The organism is Neorhizobium petrolearium, assembly GCF_017873175.1.
Lineage (GTDB): Bacteria > Pseudomonadota > Alphaproteobacteria > Rhizobiales > Rhizobiaceae > Neorhizobium > Neorhizobium petrolearium.
Window position 1 is genome coordinate 57,975 of the sequence record NZ_JAGGJW010000004.1, and the last position, 18,964, is coordinate 76,938.

Consider the following 18,964-nt stretch of genomic DNA (forward strand, 5'->3'; position numbering starts at 1 on the left):
ACTTCGGGGATTCCGACCGCCTTTCAAAAGCACACCAGGCTCTCGACAACAAGCCGGATCGCACCGCGCCGTCGAAAATAAAATTTCTGTGCGCTTTTAAGGCCATAGTCCGCGGCACCTTAATATTCACGGGCGAACCTAAACAAGTTGAGTTAAATGCCTTCTAATGAATTTGGTTAACAGGCCGGCGTCCGATATTTCCATCCAGCAGCTATAGAGCGTTGCGTATTCCGGGCTCGTTTCCGGCCATCCCGAGAAAGCTTGCCGCCAGTATGCACCACCATTTTTCCGTCCCGATCCGGAGTAATCTTGCCTTAACCGGACCGACACGGAGCAGTTTCCGGTTGTCCGGTAATGTGTTATGCGCGTGGCCACCCGCCAGAGATTCCTCGATCGGAAATGGAGCCCATGCCGGAAGAGGACCAGGCAAGAATCCTGACGCCAGCCGACCGACGCCGCAGACAGCGCACGGCAGCCTTCGCCTTCAGCCTCTTCCTTGCCGGCGTGCTTCTAGCACTTGCGGCGACCGTGCTTGCCGTCAACAACGGCCGCAATTTCGAACGCCTCGTCCGGCAGGTCGGCCTTGAGGACTATCTCCTTGCCGCGCCGCCGGCACTGCGCATCGACAGGCAACGCCGGCAGCCGCCCGCTAGTCGCTTTCCGCCCTGGCTTCTCAGAGCAGGGCTGGAACGCATGGCGCTCTTCGAAAAAGCAGCGACTTTTTCCGCCGAAGAACGCTGCAATCTCCTGCGAACCGAAAAGGGTACACAGCCAACCTTCACCACCTCGGACGATGGCTGGGAGTGCCTGATCTTCGAGGAATTCGATACCTCGCCCGAACCGGCCTCCTTCTTCATCCAGGCGAGAGGCGGCTTGCCGGATACCTTTCGCAATTTCCGGCTCAAGTTCAGCCTGACAAATCCGCTGACGGAGACCGTTGTCCTCAACGAGGCGATCGCCGCGATGCAGCGCTTCGACCTGCCGATGGCGCCGGAGACCCGTGCCTATCTCGCGGAAAAGCTCTCCGCCCGCGTCGAGTTCACATCGACCTCGGAAAACTACTGGATGTCTTTCAGACAGGAAATCATCGACAAGCGGCGGTACAATCTCGTCATCCTGCCTCTGCCGCAGACGATCACCTGCGGCGACCCCGAATTACCGCCGCCGGACAGGGCAAACAGGCCGATCTATGGCATGACCGTCGGTTGCCTCTCCCTGCAATCCGCCTCTCCTCAGCCCCAACCTGCGTCTTCGCCGCCTAGCCTCTTTCCAGCTGGATGAGATCGAGCTCACCGCCGATTTCGCGGCGGGCAGTTTCGACAAGGCTCATCTGGTGGGTGAAAAGGATCGTCTGGAATGTCTTGCCTGCCGCAGCCAGCGTGCGCAGGCCGGCCGCGGTGCGCTCGTCGTCAAAGGTCTGGAAGATGTCGTCGAGAACGAGCGGTGCGGGTTCGTTGCGACTGCAATAGTCCTCCAGGAAGGCGAGCCGCAGCGCGAGATAAAGCTGATCACCGGTGCCTTCGCTCAAGCCCTCGAGCTTCACCTTTTCCCCGGTGCGCCGTTCGACGGCAAGCTGCAGTTCGTCCTCATCGTCGTAAAGCTGGACGAGACGCGAAAAACGGCCGCTGGTGAGATCGGAAAAGACCTGCCCCGCCCGCTTCATCACCGGATCGGCCTGCCGTTCGCGATAAGCCTCCATCGAGTTTGCAAGGAGGCCCGAAGCAAGCTTCAGCACCACCCATCGTCGCGCGAGTTCCTTCGCTTCGGCCTCGGCCGCGAGCTTCTGAAACACCGCGCGTTCCGCGCCAATGCTCGTCTCCAGCTCCCGCCGGCGGCGGAGATTATCCGCTTCGGCAGTCCGCAGCGCCGAAATCCTGTCGACCTGACGACCATCTTCAGCCTCCAACCGTTCGATGTCCAGCCCGGCTGCCACCCGATCGAAGCCGTCAAGCGCCGCACGCACTCCCTCTTCATCCAAACCATCCGCCTGCTCGGCAAAGCGCACGCGGCACTGGTGAAGGCTGGCTTCAATCCGGGCGCGCTGCCTTAGATCTTCGAGCACGGCGCCGAGATCGGAAGGGGATTTCGAAACCGACCCGGCAAGCTCTGCGAGCTCCACCTCAAGTGCCGCCCCTTCTGCGGCGTGCCGCGCCAGCGATGATTCGGCACGCTCCAGCGCCGCCGACAGCGTGGCCCGCTGGTTTTCGGCAGTCTTGGCGGCCACGGCCCGTTCGTTCAACAGGCCTGCCGCGACATCGGCCGGGACAGAGGCAATATCCGGCGCGATCTCCGTACAAAACGTCCGGACTTCCTCCTCGAACGTCTCCATATCGCGCGCCATGCCGCGTACCCGGCGGTTGCGGTTCTCCCGCTCGGAGAAGAGATCGGGCACCGTGCGCCAGACATCAAGCGCGGCGAGCGCCATATCGACTGTCGCATCCTCCGAAAGACCTGACAGAGCAGCAGCGTTGGTGAAGTCCACACGCCAGCGATCGATCTCGCAGCGCAATTCAGCTTCCCGCTGCTCCAGCCGCTGCAATGCCTCCTCGGCGGAATGGCGCTTGCCCTCCAGAGAGCGGCTTTCCGTCCAGCGATCGGCGATATCACTGATCCGGCGATCGAGCGCCCGTGCAAGAGCGGGCGACGGCAAGGCCGCGGAGTCCAGGCCGATGCCATCGGCCAGGGCCAGAAGCACGGGCTTCAGCTTCTCTTCCTTGAGGCGAAGCGCCTCAAGCCCGTCCCTCGCCTCGTCCAACGCTTCCGCCAAATGGGAAAGCCCGTCCACGGCGCGGCGCCATTCGATCATCCGTTCCGGCGTCGACGGCGAAACGGGCGCCGCATGGAAAAGGTCCTCGAATTCGGTCACTGCATCGGAAGCTGCGATCTCGGCCTCTTTTGCCGCGGCTTCGGCTGCCGCAACGCTTTGCTCCAGTTCCAGCTGCCGCAGGGTAAGCTGTGCATGGCGGGAGACGCGCTCGGCATCGGCAAGTGCCGCATCGGCAAGCCGGTCGGATTGGTCGATTGCCGTTTTCAGCTCTTCGAGCTTGTCCGCGGAGGGCTTTGCACCCAACATTTCGAGGAGCTCGTCGCGTCGGGCTCGAACGGCTTCGATATCTTCGCGGGAGACGATCTTGCCCTGCCCTTCCAGTGCCGCAAGCTGCCCGGCAACCGCTTTCGCCTCATCGCGCAACGCCGTCCGCACCTGTTGCACCTTGGCGCTTTCTGCCCTGGCTTCCTCGATCAGGCGGCGATGGCTCACCAGTGTCGCGATATCCGGCATCGGCACGGTCCGGAGCTTTTGGATGTCGCGTACGGGCGGGTCGAGACGGTCGGCTGCAGCGTTGAAATTCGCCTCGGCCCTGGCCACCCTTACCTGCAGGTTTTCGAGCTCCGTCATCGCATTGATATCGGGCCTCAACGCCGCAAGCTGTTCCGCCCACGGCTTCGGATCGATGAGGCGACCATCCGCCCCGGCCGTCTCCAGCCGCCGCAGCGCGTCGCGTTCTTCCTCGATGCGCTGGCGGAGCTGCTTCAGGCTACGGTCGAACTCGCCTCCCTCTTCCATCAGCTTTTTCAGCCGCGCCAGATCGGCATCGGCCGGCTGGGCACGCTCAAGTTCCTGGGCGCTTGCATAACCAAGCCGACGGGCGGCCTGAAAAAGGCGCAGGTCGAAGTCATCGACCTCGCCGCGCACCCGGGCAATGTCCTCCCGTGCCTTCAGGTATGCGCCCTTTTCCGCATGGGTTGAAAGGATCTTCGGTGCCGCGGCGATCAGCGCCTCGTCCACATGAACGGCCTCGATCTCCTCCCTGAGCCGCGCCACGTCCGCTTTGGCCGCGCCACGGGCCTCACCGTTCCTCCTGCTGGCTTCCAGCGCCTTCTCAAGCCGCTCCTCAAAACCGTCCGGTAGTACGGCAAGCGCTTCGTATTGGGCAAGAAGCTGCTGCTCCCGGTCGATCTCGCGCAGCAACGGCTCCAGCGCCAGAAGCCTGCGCAACCGGTCGAGCGAGTGCCTGGTCTCCTGCCGTTCGGCCCGGACCGCCGCGAGATCAGCGTCGATCTCCACTTGTTCGGCCAACAGCTTCTTCCAGTCGCCGGATCTCAGCTCATTGTCGCGCTCGGCCTTGCGGGCTTCATCATGTGCGTCGATTACCTGATAGAAGAGGCGATCCTTCGAACGGCGTTGCGCATAGATGCCATCGGCCTCCGCTTCCAATTGCTTCCGCAGGCCAGAAAGCCCAGTCAGACCGGACGCCGCGGAAAACAACAGACTGCCGATCTCACCGCCGCTTTTCAGCATGGTTTCCCCACCAGCCCGCAGCGACAGGGAATCGAGCCCGAAGGCGCGCTCGAAGACATCGCGGGACAAGGTGCCGAGAAACGGCGCCAGCGCATCTTCAGGCAGCGCCTCTTCCGCCTCCGTCGAAGAAAGCAGCGTATTTTTGCGGCCGCGCCGGCGGCGAAAAGCGAGCGTCTGTCCTTCGCGCGCGACGATCTCGGCGCCGACCCTCAGCGAAGTCGGATCGTGCAGGAAACTCATTTCGGCGGTACTCGGGAAACCGAAGAGCAGATCGGAAATTGCCGAAAGAGCCGAGGACTTCCCGGCCTCGTTGGGACCGTAGATCACATGCAGCTTCGCATCAGGCCGGAAGGTGAGAGCCCGGTCGGTCAGCGCGCCGTAGCGCATAATGTCGAGACGGTTGAAACGCATCTGTCAGCCAGCCCTCGCCGCGCGCGCGAGCAAAAGATCGCGGGCTTCGGCCAGCAGCGTTTCCGCGTCGTCACCCAGGGCAAGATCGCCGGCGCCGATGCCACCCGGCAGACGCGCGGTGATCTCGGCGATCCTGGCTTCCGCGTCGGCCAATAGTTCCGGCGGGAATGTCCCCATGGGGATGAGGCCTGCCAAGCCGAGCATGTCCACCGGTACCGCGGCACCGGCTGTTTCCGGCTCCAGCCGGACGTCCAGCTTCTCCAGCCAGATGTCCGCGTGGCAGCGATGGCAGGCGGCCTGCACCTCGTCGCGGAAATCGTCGGCGCGCGCCGTCAGCTCGTTGCGGAAACGGCTCCTGCCGGTCAGTAGGATACGGAGCGCCAGCGGCCGTCCTTCCATCTTCTCGGCAACGGATTCCAGTGCATTTTCCAGTCGCCGGAGAATGGCCGGGATATCGTCGTCCGGTTCGACCATCGCGGCAAGCTCGCCGAAACGGGCGCTGTCGGTGATGATCCGCTCATGGGTGACGCGACCGTCCTCGACCGTGACCAGCACGGCGCCCTTCGCCCCCTGCTCGCGGATCGAACGGCCCTGCAGGTTGCCCGGGAAAACCACCAAGGGGTCTTTCGCGACGATCTCGAAATCATGCACATGGCCGAGCGCCCAATAGTCGTAGCCGCGCGAGCGCAGATCTTCGACCGAGCACGGCGCATAGGGCGCATGCGGCTCGCGGCCGGTCAGTGAGGTATGCAGCACGCCGACGTTGAACCAGCCGGGCTCCGGTTTCGGATAGGCAAGCGCCAGGTTTTCGGTTGCCGAGCGTTCGGCAAAACCTTGGCCGTGCAGCGCCACCTTCAAGTGTTCCAGCTTGAACGTGCCGGGCTTGTTGACCGGAAATTCGCTGACATTCTTCGGCAGCGTGATCGTCCTGGTGATCACGCTCTCGGCGTCGTGATTGCCCTTCAGGAGGAAGACTGGGATGCCGGCGCGCTCCAGCCGTGCCACCTCGCGGTTGAAGAACAAGCCGATCTTGTTGTCCTTCCAGTCACCGTCGTAAACGTCACCGGCGACGATGAAGAAATCCACCTTGCGCTCCACCGCCTGATCCACCAGCGCCGAAAAGGCCTTGCGGCTCGCCTCAATGAAGAGTTCCGCGATCGCCGCGTCCTTCATCGCCAGCCCCTGGAAGGGACTGCCGAGATGCAGGTCGGCGGCATGGATAAAACGGAAGGACGTCATCGAATCGCTTGTTTTGATTGCCCAGCTTGAGCATGTGTTTTAGGCAAATGCCGGGCGCGACGGAAGCTCCGGCTTGAGCGGCCTGTGGATATATCGGAGGACATCATGAGACAGCACGCGTTCGGACGCACATCCTTCACCGTCAGCGAGGTCGGCTTCGGCGCCTGGCAGATCGGCGGCTCCTGGGGCGATGTCAGCGAGGCGGATGGCCGGGCGGCGCTGGAAGCCGCGCTCGATTCCGGCGTCACCTTCATCGACACCGCAGACGTCTATGGCGACGGCCGTTCGGAAAAGATCATCGCGAGCGTTTTGAAGTCGCGTGGCGGCACGCGCCCGATGGTCGCGACCAAGGCCGGACGGCGGCTGAACCCGCACGTCGCCGACGGTTACACCAGGGCCAATCTCGAAGGCTTCGTCGACCGCAGCCTCAAAAACCTCGAAGTCGACTGCCTTGACCTCGTGCAGCTCCATTGCCCGCCAACCGAGGTCCTTTACCGCCCGGACGTCTTCGGCGCGCTCGACGATCTTCGCCGTGCCGGCAAGATCAGGAATTACGGCGTCAGCGTCGAAAAGGTCGAGGAGGCCTTGAAGGCGATCGAATATCCCGACGTCGTCAGCATCCAGATCATCTATAACATCTTCCGCCAACGGCCGGCCGATCTGTTCTTCAAGGAGGCCAAGCGGAAAAACGTGGCGGTTATCGTCCGTGTGCCGCTCGCCAGCGGTCTGCTGTCCGGTAAGATCACCCGTGAAACTGCCTTCGCCAGGGACGACCACCGCAACTTCAATCGCCATGGCGAGGCCTTCGATGTCGGCGAGACCTTTGCAGGCGTGCCCTTCGAGGTGGGCCTTCAAGCCGTCGACGAGGTGCGCAAACTGGTGCCGGCCGGCGCTGCCATGGCCGCCTTCGCGCTGAAATGGATCCTGATGAACGAGGCTGTCACAGTCGTCATCCCCGGCGCGCGCAACGCCGAACAAGCCAGGGCCAATGCGGCGGCGGCCGATCTTGCCCCGCTTTCCGACGACGTAATGACGGCGGCGAAGGAAATCTATGCGCGGCTCATCACCCCGCATGTGCATCAGCGCTGGTGAGGGATCGGATGAGGGGCTATCGCCGACGGTATTTAGCCTTTCTTCCGTTAGCCGATCCTAAACCGGTAAATCGTCTCGCTATCCGATTTCACCCGCTCCAAGGCCCCTCCTCCGGCAGCATCGATCGCCCGCGGCCAAAAGGCTTGGGCCGGTGTGTTCAACGCCATGACGCTCAATTCCCAGAGGCCAGGATGGGCGCGCAGAACGGCGGTGGCGGCGGCGCGTCCAGCACCATGCCGTCGCGCGTCCGGAACGATATAGAATTCGGCTATCGAGAAATCCGTGCCTTGGCCCGACGGGGACCAGGTATTGACGAAGGCCAAGCCGATGCATTCGCTGTCTCGTCGTATGAGATAGGGCCAGCGGCTTTCGGTCTCCTGCCAATAGGCATCGAAATACGGGTAGTCAGGGGCGGAGCCACCATATCTTTCGAACTCTGCGAGATATTGGGAAAGAAGATCTCTCAGCAGAGGCTTTTGCGCCGCGGATGCCAGCTCTATACCAATATCCATCACATCTCCTTACACGAAAAGGCCGGATAAAACCCGGCCTTTCCTTATCTTGGCATCCGTGGATGCTTAGTTCGTAACCTTCAGCTCAACCGGGAAGAACAGCGTCTCGCCGGAGCTATCGTCGACGCCGTCGTTGTCGGTGACGGCAAAGGCCTTGCCCGACTTGTCAAAGGCAAAGCCTTCGAGCTTGTCGAGAACATAGCCGTTGGTCGCTTTCAGATCCGGGATGAAGTCGTGGACTTCTTCCTTCTTCACCAGCGGCAGTTCGCCGCCGAGCTTCACCGGCTTCAGGTCGGCGATCGCGACGCGATAGAGCTTCTTCAGCCTGGCGTTGTCGCCGATCTGGTTGTCGCGCTCGACGATGTAGACGTGGTCACCGTGCGCGGTGATTTCCGAAAGGCCGACCCAGCCGGCATCTGCCTTCTCCAGCGGATAGCGGACCGCGCCCCATTCCTTGCTCTTCGGCTTGTAGGAAACGAGTTTTACGGTGCCCTTGGGATCGTCCTTCCATTCGCGCTGGATTGCCATCCAGAGTGTCAGGTCGTCGCCGGAGCCAACGGTGGTGATGCCTTCAAAGCCGAAGCGGGTCTCGCCGGAAAGCAGTTCGGCCGGCAAGCCGATCTCGGCCTTGATCTCGCCCTTCTTGTCGACGTTGTAGAGTGCATGCGGCACAAGCTTGGCCGCGTCCCCTTCCGAGGCCAGCCAGAAGCCACCCTTACCGTCCGTAGCCAGACCCTCGATATCGAGCTTCTGGGCCGGCTGGCCCTGACGGCTCACGCGCAGGACACCGGTGATCTCAGCGGGCGTCTTCGTCGTGTCGATGGTGAAGATCGAAGGCTGCATACCGTAGAAGGAATCGTTTGCGGCATAGAGGATGCCCTCCTTTTCCGGATCGCCGGCCAGCGCGGACATCGCACCCCAGCCGATGATCTTGCCGTCCTGATCCTTGGAGACCAGCGTCGGATAGGCTTTTTCGCCCTCCGCATATTCGTAGATCATAACATGCGAGCGGACGCCGCCGTCCTTGCCGAGATCCACTTCGTTGGCGGTGGCGAGGAGGTTGCGCCCGGGAATGGCGACCGCTCCTTCGGGGGAGACGCCGGAAGGCAGGAGCTGCGTGAGCTCGGGCTCGGCGCCGGTGTCCTTGTAGACGCCGACAATGGATGCGCGCTCGGACAGAACGAAGAAATACTTGCTGGCGCCGAAGGTGGCCGCCTCCAGGCCCTCGGGCTCGACACCCTTGGACTTGGCGCGCTTGTCCGGAAAGTGGCCGATGCGGGCAATCTCGTGCTCGAACGAGGCGCCGGCTTCATAAAGAACCTTCCCGGATTTGTCGAAGATCGTGAAGCCGCGCGAACCGCCTTTCCAGTCGCCTTCGTTGGCGACGACGAGGCGGTCATTGTCCAGCCACTTCACCGCATCGGGCTCGCGGGCGACATTCTCCACCTTGCCGGTGAAGGTCAATGCACCGTCGGACTTGGTGTCCACGCCTTCGACCGTCGTCGTGCCGGCAGAGAAATGCCCCTTCACCGCAGCTGTCCTGCCGTCGATGATGACGATCTCATTGTTTTCCTGGAGCGTCAGCGCGATCTCGCCGGCATCGTTGATGGCAACGAATTCCGGCTCCGGGTCTTCCGGGGCGACGCCAGCAAGTCCGGTCAGCGTGACGTGCTTGATGGAGTCGCAGTCGACGGCACCATCCTTCAGCGATACGATGACCAGATCGCCGGCCGGCATCTGGGGGATGGCGCCGTCGTTCACGTCCTCGTCGCGCTCGTTCTCGATGGCGATTGCGGCAAAGGTCTTGTCCTTCGAAATAGCGATCGAATCCGGCTGACCGCCGAGGTCGCAGGTCGCCTCGATCTTCTTCGACGCGATATCCACGACATTCAGCTTGCCGGACGGCTTTGCGTAGCTTTCCGACGTATTGACGGCGGCAAAAACCTTGGAGCCGACGGCGGCTACGGATGTCGGCTCGCCGTCAAGAGACAGCGCGCCGAGCGCCTTCGGAGTCTTGGGATCGGTGATGTCGATGAAACCTATCGCGCCGAGCGGGCTGTCGGAATAGATCAGCGTCTTGCCGTCCTCGCTGGCGGTGATGATTTCCGCCGACGTGGTTGCCAGCTTATCCTTGTCCGCAGGAAGATTGCTGGCAATGGGGAAGGATGCGATGCGGTTGAAGACCTGCTCTGCGCTGGCAGGCGCTGCGACCGAGGCGAGAAGCACTGCCGTCAGCGCGGCGTGAATACGGAATGTCATAGGAGCCCTCCTGTCCATAAAACCGTTGGTGGTTATTGGAGCATGCGTATGACAGAGGGATGACGGTTCTCACACGTTGGAGCTGTCCAACCTACGATGTTCTGAGAAAACGAAAAAGGCCCGGGAAACCCAGGCCTTTCCGTTATTGAGACTGCTACAGGGTTGCCCGGAGGCAGCGCGTTAGCTGTTGACGGCGTCCTTCAGGCCCTTGCCGGCCGAGAACTTCGGCACGTTGCGTGCCGGAATGTCGACTTCGGCGCCGGTCGACGGGTTGCGGCCCTTGGATGCCTCGCGACGGGAAACGGAGAAGCTGCCAAAGCCGGCAAGACGAATGTCGCCACCCTTCTTCAGCTCAGCCTGTACGGTCTCAAAAACGGCATCAACAGCAGATGCGGCATCAGCCTTGGAGAGACCGGCTTTTTCGGCCACTGCGGATACCAATTCGTTCTTGTTCATGTTTCCACCCCTTTCAGCGGTTTTGGAACGACTCATGTATTTCGGCGCCGACAATAGTTCGGTGTCGGGCCTTGGCAACCCAAAAGCTCCGCAATCGCCTGAAAAACAAGGGGTGTCCGGCAGTTTTCACAAAAAAAGCCGGCTTGAAACCGGCTTTTTCCGTGGATAGTGCCAATTTGGCATGACCAAAAGACGATCGATCAGTGGGCGATCGCAGTTCCGACGTCGTCGACCCCTTCGACGGTCGCAATCACCGGCGTTTCCACCGTGCCGTCCCATTCGATCGGCTCGGGCTGGCGGACAAGCGCCTGGCGGATCACTTCACCCATACGCGAGACAGGAATGATCTCCATGTTGTTCTTCACATTGTCCGGAATCTCCGCCAGGTCCTTGGCGTTTTCCTCCGGGATCAGAACCTTCTTGATGCCGCCGCGCAGCGCCGCAAGGAGCTTCTCCTTGAGACCGCCGATCGGCAGAACACGGCCGCGAAGCGTGATCTCGCCGGTCATGGCGACGTCCTTGTTGACCGGAATGCCGGTCATGACCGAGACGATCGCGGTGGCCATGGCGACACCCGCCGAGGGCCCGTCCTTCGGGGTCGCCCCTTCCGGAACGTGGACGTGGATATCCGACTTGTCGAAGCGCGGAGGTTCGATGCCGAAATCCACAGCGCGCGAACGGACATAGGATGCCGCCGCCGAGATGGATTCCTTCATGACTTCCTTCAGGTTGCCGGTGACCGTCATGCGGCCCTTGCCCGGCATCATGACGCCTTCGATCGTCAGGAGCTCGCCGCCGACTTCCGTCCAGGCAAGACCGGTGACGACACCAACCTGATCCTCACGTTCGGCCTCGCCGTGGCGGAAGCGCGGAACGCCGAGATAGTCATTGATGTTGGCAGCCGTGACCTCGACCGACTTCGTCTTGCCCTTGATGATCTCGGTCACCGCCTTGCGGGCGAGTTTCATCAGTTCACGTTCGAAGTTACGGACGCCCGCTTCACGGGTGTACTGCTGGATGATCGCCATCAGGGCATCGTCGCTCACCGAGAATTCGTTCGGCTGCAGCGCATGCTCCTTGATTGCCTTCGGCAGAAGGTGACGCTTGGCGATCTCACGCTTCTCGTCCTCGGTGTAACCGGCGATGCGGATGATTTCCATACGGTCCATCAGCGGTGCCGGGATGTTCAGCGTGTTTGCCGTGGTGATGAACATCACGTCGGACAGGTCGTATTCGACTTCCAGGTAATGGTCCATGAAGGTCGAGTTCTGTGCCGGGTCCAGCACTTCGAGCAGCGCCGAAGACGGGTCGCCGCGGAAGTCCATGCCCATCTTGTCGATCTCGTCGAGCAGGAAGAGCGGGTTGGACTTCTTCGCCTTCTTCATCGACTGGATGACCTTGCCGGGCATCGAGCCGATATAGGTGCGGCGGTGACCGCGGATTTCGGCTTCGTCACGGACGCCGCCGAGCGCCATGCGGACATATTCGCGGCCGGTCGCCTTGGCGATCGACTGGGCAAGCGAGGTCTTGCCGACGCCCGGGGGGCCGACGAGGCACAGGATGGGTCCCTTGATCTTGGTTGCGCGCGCCTGGACGGCCAGATACTCGATGATGCGTTCCTTGACCTTGTCGAGGCCGAAGTGATCGGCTTCGAGGATCTTTTCGGCGTTGTTGAGGTCGGCCTTGATCTTCGACCGCTTGCCCCACGGAATGCCAAGCAGCCAGTCGAGATAGTTGCGCACGACGGTGGCTTCCGCCGACATCGGGCTCATCTGCCGAAGCTTCTTCAACTCCGCATCGGCCTTCTCGCGGGCTTCCTTCGAAAGCTTCGTCTTGGAGATGCGCTCCTCGAGTTCGGCCATCTCGTCGCGGCCTTCCTCGCCGTCGCCGAGTTCCTTCTGGATCGCCTTCATCTGCTCATTGAGGTAGTATTCGCGCTGGGTCTTCTCCATCTGGCGCTTGACGCGGGAGCGGATGCGCTTTTCCACCTGCAGGACGGAAATCTCGCCTTCCATGAAGCCGAGCGCCTTTTCGAGACGCAGCTTGACGCTGACGGTCTCCAGCATTTCCTGCTTCTCGGTGATCTTGATCGACAGGTGCGAGGCGACCGTGTCTGCCAGCTTCGAGTAATCCTCGATCTGGCTTGCGGCGCCGACGACTTCCGGCGAGATCTTCTTGTTCAGCTTCACGTAGTTCTCGAACTCGGAAACCACCGAACGGGACAGAGCCTCGACCTCGACGGCGTCCTCTTCGGGCTCGTCGAGAACATTCGCCGTTGCCTCGTAAAATTCATCGCGGTCCGTATAGCCATCGATCTGGGCGCGCGCGCGGCCTTCGACGAGCACCTTCACGGTGCCATCGGGAAGCTTCAGGAGCTGCAGCACGTTGGCAACCGTGCCGACCTTGTAGATTGCCGAGGGTTCGGGATCATCGTCGCCGGCATTGATCTGGGTGACGAGCATGATCTGCTTGTCGGACCCCATCACTTCTTCGAGCGCGCGAATGGATTTCTCCCGTCCGACGAACAGTGGCACGATCATATGCGGAAAGACCACAATGTCGCGCAGAGGCAGCACCGGATAGGTTTCGCCGCCAGGTGCCGCAGACGTTGAATTCGTCATTTCAATTCCTTTCCATCGTCCCGTTTCCGGGATACGTCGCCTGGGCAGATCACAGGGCAATCACCCAGGCACTTCACTCCCGCCCAAAGTGGCGTTTCCGAAATTTGATTTCAAGCCTTGCAGTGCTGCCGTCGCATCAGCATTGTGACAGTAGCATTACAAAGCGCGCACTCGAAACGCTCATACGGGACGCCAAGAACACAGCACGCGGTCACCGACCGTCAACAACTATAACCGAAGCAGGCCACGCCGCTATAGAGCAGCGGCTAATCTTCCTGCGCATTTTCTAATGCAAGATGCACCAGGCGCAACTCTTCGCAATGCGAAAATGGTGGAATAAATAAAAAAAGCAAGTGTGTATATCGGCACGAAAAGAGGCCCCTGTCAGGGCCTCTCCAAGATGATCATCCAGCTTGCGTAGCTCAGGCCGAGACGTTGGCCTTTTCTTCCTGCCGGTCGGCATAGATGTAGAGCGGGCGAGCCGTGCCTTTTACGACGTCTTCGGAGATCACCACCTCGCGCACGCCTTCCAGCGCCGGAAGCTCGAACATCGTATCGAGCAGGATCTTCTCCATGATGGAGCGCAAGCCGCGTGCGCCGGTCTTGCGGACGATCGCCCTCTTGGCGATCTCGCGCAGTGCATCCTCGTGGAAGGTCAGTTCCACGTCCTCCATCTCGAAAAGCCGCTGGTACTGTTTGACGAGAGCGTTCTTCGGTTCCGAAAGGATCTGGATCAGCGCATCCTCGTCCAGGTCTTCGAGCGTCGCCAGGACCGGCAGACGGCCGATGAATTCCGGGATCAGGCCGAACTTGACCAGGTCTTCCGGCTCCAGTTCACGCAACACCTCGCCGACCCGGCGCTCGTCCTGGGCGCGCACCGTGGCGGCAAAGCCGATCGACGTCTTCTCGCCGCGGGCGGAGATGATCTTGTCGAGACCGGCAAACGCGCCGCCGCATATGAACAGGATGTTCGTCGTATCGACCTGCAGGAATTCCTGCTGCGGATGCTTGCGGCCGCCCTGGGGCGGGACCGAGGCGACCGTGCCTTCCATGATCTTCAGCAGCGCCTGCTGGACGCCCTCGCCCGACACGTCGCGGGTGATCGACGGGTTGTCGGACTTGCGGGAAATCTTGTCCACTTCGTCGATGTAGACGATGCCACGCTGGGCGCGTTCGACATTGTAGTCGGCCGCCTGAAGGAGCTTCAGGATGATGTTTTCGACGTCCTCGCCGACATAGCCGGCTTCGGTGAGCGTCGTGGCATCCGCCATGGTGAAGGGCACGTCGATGATGCGGGCGAGCGTCTGGGCAAGATAGGTCTTGCCGCAGCCGGTCGGGCCTACCAGCATGATGTTCGACTTCGCGAGCTCCACATCGCCCCCCTTGGAGGCATGCGCCAGGCGCTTGTAGTGGTTATGCACCGCGACCGACAGGATGCGCTTGGCCTGCTTCTGGCCGATGACGTATTCGTCGAGAACCTTGATGATGTCTTGCGGTGTCGGAACCCCGTCGCGGGACTTGACCATCGAGGTCTTGTTCTCTTCGCGGATGATGTCCATGCACAGTTCGACGCATTCATCGCAGATGAACACCGTCGGCCCGGCGATCAGCTTCCGGACTTCGTGCTGGCTCTTTCCGCAGAAAGAGCAATACAGAGTATTCTTGGAGTCGCCGCCGTTGCTGCCGCTGACTTTGCTCATATCACTTTCCTTCCAGCACTCCGCGCTCAAGTCAGAACGGGCGCGGTCCACTCTACAAGCCCGCCAAACCCATCTGACGGGCTTCACGTGCCTGCCTGCCCTTAAGGGTACTCTACCGATCCGGGCACATCATGCAGATCGACGGCAACGAAACCCTCAGGAAACGCATGCTATGTCATAAAAGTTCAACACAGCATTAATAGCGCTTTCCGTGCGACTTGAAACCCTTTTTTGCTCACAACGGGGTGAGACGCACAGGTTCACGCTTCCACTCAATCTCCCGAGCCGCCTTCGATTTCCTGACGCGAAGTCAGGATCTTGTCGACGACGCCCCATTCGCGGGCCTCGTCGGCATCCATGAAGTGGTCGCGGTCGAGCGTCTTTTCGACTTCTTCGTACGTGCGGCCGGTATGCTTCACGTAGACCTCGTTCAAACGTCTTTTCATCTTCAATATGTCACGGGCGTGGCGTTCGATGTCGGAGGCCTGTCCCTGGAACCCGCCGGATGGCTGGTGCACCATGATGCGGGAGTTCGGCGTCGCAAAGCGCATGCCTTTCTCGCCGGCCGCAAGCAGAAGCGAGCCCATGGACGCCGCCTGACCGATGCAGAGCGTCGAGACAGCGGGCTTGATGAACTGCATCGTATCGTAGATCGCCATGCCGGCAGTCACGACGCCGCCGGGCGAATTGATGTAAAGGGCGACTTCCTTCTTCGGGTTTTCCGCTTCGAGGAAGAGAAGCTGGGCGCAGACGAGCGACGCCATCTGGTCCTCCACCGGACCGGTCAGGAAGATGATCCGCTCCTTCAGGAGGCGCGAAAAGATGTCATAAGAGCGCTCACCGCGATTGGTCTGCTCTACGACCATCGGCACCAAGGCCATTGCGGTATCAATTGGGTTTCTCATGTCCGTCCTTTGTCAAGCACTTGCCGAAGGCAGAGAGGCGCTCCGGAATCAAATGGAATAGGTCATTCCCTACATAGAGTGTCAACGCCCGGTACTTCAAGACGGAGCACCTGATATCCTTAACTGCCGCGTGGGATGCGTGAGATCGAGCGCTAGTATGATTCCTCCGACATTGCAGCCGGCCGGGATTCGTTTCCGCTCGCATGCACAAGTTTTTGCCCGATCACGGTAAAGTGTGTGTGAACACATTCGGGCATTGCTTGTTCCGCTTCGCGGCCGGTCCCGGATTCTGTCATCCCGGCAACCTCGTTTTAAAGAGTCTCAGCCATGCTGCTCCTGCCCAAAGTCGGGCGCGGAGGGGCAAGTGGACATTTTGACGGGCCTGATGATCTGGTCAGTGGAGGCGATGACGCTCGCCGTCCTCCTGTTTTCGCGCTGGTTTCACGAGCGGGACAACTTCTATCTGACCTGGGGCTGCGGCTTTGCGCTGCATAGTCTGGGCGTCGCGCTGGTTGCCTTGCGCGGCGACATTCCCGACTTCCTTTCCATCCAGATCGCCAATACCGTCATATTCGTGGCCATCGGCCTGTGGATCGCCGGGCTCCTGCAATTCGATCGCAAGCCGGTCCAGGGTTTTGTCGCCATTCCGGCACTTATCTGGATCGCCGGCATGTTGCTGGACCCGATCCGGGAGAACTTTGCGAACCGGGTGGTGCTCTACAATGCCGCGGCCATGGTCGGCTATGCGATCATGATCGGCACCCTTGTCAGGAACAACGGGCCGTCCCGGTCCACACGCCGCTTCATGGCCAGTTTCATCAGCGTCCAATTCCTGGCGAACGGCGCCAGCGCCATCCTTGCCGTCGTCAATCGCCCGACCTCGTTTGCCACCGCGCCGAATGCCATATGGCTTTTCTTTCCCGCCGCCTTCTGTTTCGTCGCGGGCATCATGAGCGGCGCAAAACTGCTGACAGAACGATCGGAGGAGAAACTGAAGATGCTCGCCGTGACCGATCCGTTGACCGGCGTGCTCAACCGTCGCGGCCTCATCGATGAATTCCATGGCCTGCGCATGGTCCAGAAGGCTAAGAAGCCACTGATTGCGTTCCTGCATTTCGACCTCGACGGCTTCAAGCAGATCAACGACCGCTGCGGACACCAGGCCGGCGATGCGGTTTTGGTGGCATTCTCGCAGGTCGGCCAGACCTCAATGCGCGGCCGCGGCTTCTTCGGGCGCATGGGCGGTGAAGAATTCGCTTCGATCCTGCGCGTCGGCGATATGATCGAGGCCGCCAGCATAGCGGAGGCGATCCGCCTCACCCTAAAGCGTCAGGTCATCACTGCCGGCGAGCATCGGATCAGGGTCACGGTGAGCGCCGGCATCGCGCTTGCGACAGCCGACGAAGCCGATCTCGACCTGCTGCTGAGCGCCGCCGACCGAGCTCTCTATGCCGCCAAGGAAAGCGGCCGCGACCGCACGGCGATCGATACAGGTGCGGAGGCCTCCATCATTCCCGCCGCCGACCGGCAGGGCGAAGACGAAGCACCGACCGATATCCGCGCCAACCGACAGGTGGCGGCCCTCAAACGCCTCGCATTGCTCGGCAAACGCTGACCCTCTTGTCCTTCCTTCCGTAAGGTCCACATTCTCCGTCAGGGATCAATGGCGGAGGGAGTGCCATATGCGAGCGACATTTTTCACGAGCCTTGCGCTTTCGCTTGTGCTTTCGGCAGGTGTGATCGGGGCTCAACAGGCATCCGATACCCTCGCACCGGAACGCGCGACGGGGATGGCGACCGCAAAGCGCGTCGAAGCGAAGAATTTCATGGTCGCGGCGGCCAATCCGCTGGCGGCAGAAGCAGGGCGAGATGTGATCGCCAAGGGCGGCAATGCGATCGACGCCATGGTAGCAGTCCAGACCGTGCTCGGTCTCGTCGAACCGCAGAGCTCCGGCCTCGGCGGCGGCTCTTTCCTCGTCTTCTACGACGCAGCCGCCAACAAGCTTACAACCTTCGACGGCCGGGAAACCGCGCCGATGGAGGCAACGCCGAAACTGTTCCTCGATGCGCAGGGCCAGCCGCTGAAATTCATGGACGCCGTGGTCGGTGGCCGGTCGGTCGGCACCCCCGGCACCGTGCGGCTGCTGCACGAGATCCATAAGCGCTACGGCAAGGCGGAATGGACGAGCCTGTTCGAACAGGCGCAAACCCTCGCCACAAATGGTTTCGAAGTCTCTCCGCGCCTGGCCTCCCTGATTGCCGCCGAAGGTGACCGGCTGAAGAAATACGAAGGTCCGCGCGGCTATTTCTACGACGCTTCGGGTGCGCCATTGAAGGTTGGGGCCATCCTCAAGAACCCCGCCTACGCGGAGACGCTGAAGGCGATCGCCACTGGCGGTGCCGATGCCTTCTATAACGGGCCAATCGCCGAAGCCATTGTCAAAACCGTACGGGAAGCAGTCGGGAATCCGGGCGTGCTGTCGCTTACCGACCTCGCCAACTATCGGATCAAGGAACGCGAGCCGATCTGCTTCAACTATCGCGCGCTCGACGTCTGCGGCATGGGGCCGCCGTCTTCCGGCGGGGTCGCGGTCGGCCAGATTCTCGGCACGATCGAGAATTTCGACATCAAAGGCCTCGGGCCGCAAAGCGCCGAGAGCTGGCGGATCATCGGCGATGCGCAGCGCCTCGCTTTCGCCGACCGCGAACGCTATCTCGCCGATCAGGACTTCGTCCCCTCGCCTATCAAGGGTCTCGTCAAGAAGGACTATCTCGGCACGCGGGCTGCACTGCTCGACGGCGAGAAAGCGCTTGCCGCCGACTCCGTGAAGGCCGGCGAGCCGGAGTGGGACCACGCCCTACTTTTCGGGGACGGCGAGGCGATCGAACTCCCCTCCACCAGCCATTTCGTCATCGTCGACAAGGAAGGCAATGTCGTGTCAATGACCACGACGATCGAAAGCGGTTTCGGCTCGCGGCTCATGACCAACGGTTTCCTGCTCAACAACGAGCTTACCGACTTTTCCTTCAAGACCCACGACGGGAGCCTGCCGGTCGCCAACCGCGTCGAGCCCGGAAAACGGCCCCGCTCCTCCATGTCGCCCACCATCGTCATGAAGGACGGCAAGCCGCTTCTCGCCATCGGCTCGCCCGGCGGCAGCCAGATCATCGGTTACGTGGCACAGGCGCTGATCGCCTATATCGATTGGGGCATGTCGGTAGAACAGATCGTCGCCCAGCCGCATTTGATCAACCGCTTCGGAACCTACGACATCGAGGCCGGCACGGACGCGGAAAAGCTCGCCGAGCCGCTGCAGGCGCTCGGATACCAGGTGAAGGCCGGCGAGATGAACTCCGGCCTGCATGCGATCGAGATCACCGCGAACGGCCTTGTCGGCAGCGCCGATCCGCGCCGCGAGGGTGTGGCGGTCGGCGAATAGACGGGACTTCCCCGTTTCACGGTATTGCG

Annotated in this window: 12 protein-coding genes; 4 read left to right on the plus strand and 8 right to left on the minus strand. The window is 61.4% G+C overall.

All coding sequences use genetic code 11. The features are described 5' to 3' along the window. Positions 1 to 408: 408 nt before the first annotated feature. Entirely contained in the window at positions 409 to 1,281 is an 873-nt protein-coding gene (locus tag J2046_RS08645) for a DUF6030 family protein (RefSeq protein ID WP_210050934.1), read from the plus strand. Here the strand turns inward: J2046_RS08645 and J2046_RS08650 are convergent. Continuing rightward, a complete protein-coding gene (locus J2046_RS08650) occupies positions 1,259 to 4,711 on the minus strand; it encodes a YhaN family protein (RefSeq protein WP_210050935.1) in 3,453 nt (1,150 codons plus the stop codon). The genes J2046_RS08645 and J2046_RS08650 overlap by 23 nt on opposite strands. Positions 4,712 to 4,714: 3 nt before the next feature. After that, positions 4,715 to 5,950 (minus strand): metallophosphoesterase family protein, encoded by a 1,236-nt coding sequence (locus J2046_RS08655; protein ID WP_210050936.1) that lies wholly within the window; start codon positions 5,948 to 5,950, stop codon positions 4,715 to 4,717. Between the two features lie 105 nt (positions 5,951 to 6,055). On the opposite strand from J2046_RS08655, the gene J2046_RS08660 reads away from it, so the two are divergent. Next, positions 6,056 to 7,042, plus strand: a complete 987-nt coding sequence (locus J2046_RS08660) for an aldo/keto reductase (RefSeq protein WP_210050937.1) — start codon at positions 6,056 to 6,058, stop codon at positions 7,040 to 7,042. 47 nt (positions 7,043 to 7,089) lie between these two features. Here J2046_RS08660 and J2046_RS08665 read toward each other — a convergent pair whose 3' ends face one another. The 6 genes from J2046_RS08665 to clpP form a co-directional block, all read right to left on the minus strand. Further along, positions 7,090 to 7,554, minus strand: a complete 465-nt coding sequence (locus J2046_RS08665) for a GNAT family N-acetyltransferase (RefSeq protein ID WP_210050938.1) — start codon at positions 7,552 to 7,554, stop codon at positions 7,090 to 7,092. 66 nt (positions 7,555 to 7,620) lie between these two features. After that, positions 7,621 to 9,813 (minus strand): esterase-like activity of phytase family protein, encoded by a 2,193-nt coding sequence (locus J2046_RS08670; protein ID WP_210050939.1) that lies wholly within the window; start codon positions 9,811 to 9,813, stop codon positions 7,621 to 7,623. Between the two features lie 180 nt (positions 9,814 to 9,993). Continuing rightward, positions 9,994 to 10,269: a DNA-binding protein HupB gene (gene hupB, locus J2046_RS08675; protein ID WP_007753405.1), complete on the minus strand. Its 276-nt coding sequence runs from the start codon at positions 10,267 to 10,269 to the stop codon at positions 9,994 to 9,996. Positions 10,270 to 10,469: 200 nt separating this feature from the next. Continuing rightward, complete coding sequence (lon, locus tag J2046_RS08680; protein ID WP_210050940.1) at positions 10,470 to 12,890, minus strand: endopeptidase La; 2,421 nt, start codon at positions 12,888 to 12,890, stop codon at positions 10,470 to 10,472. A 422-nt stretch (positions 12,891 to 13,312) separates the two neighbouring features. After that, the gene (clpX, locus tag J2046_RS08685; protein WP_210050942.1) at positions 13,313 to 14,590 is read right to left on the minus strand and encodes an ATP-dependent Clp protease ATP-binding subunit ClpX; all 1,278 of its coding nucleotides are present in this window, start codon (positions 14,588 to 14,590) and stop codon (positions 13,313 to 13,315) included. Between the two features lie 272 nt (positions 14,591 to 14,862). Continuing rightward, positions 14,863 to 15,495: an ATP-dependent Clp endopeptidase proteolytic subunit ClpP gene (gene clpP, locus J2046_RS08690; RefSeq protein ID WP_037150763.1), complete on the minus strand. Its 633-nt coding sequence runs from the start codon at positions 15,493 to 15,495 to the stop codon at positions 14,863 to 14,865. Positions 15,496 to 15,859: 364 nt separating this feature from the next. Between clpP and J2046_RS08695 the strand changes: the two genes are divergently transcribed. Beyond that, positions 15,860 to 17,110, plus strand: coding sequence for a GGDEF domain-containing protein (locus J2046_RS08695; RefSeq protein ID WP_210050943.1), 1,251 nt, complete (start codon positions 15,860 to 15,862; stop codon positions 17,108 to 17,110). A 67-nt stretch (positions 17,111 to 17,177) separates the two neighbouring features. Continuing rightward, positions 17,178 to 18,935: a gamma-glutamyltransferase gene (gene ggt, locus J2046_RS08700; RefSeq protein WP_210050946.1), complete on the plus strand. Its 1,758-nt coding sequence runs from the start codon at positions 17,178 to 17,180 to the stop codon at positions 18,933 to 18,935. The last annotated feature ends 29 nt before the right edge of the window (positions 18,936 to 18,964 follow it).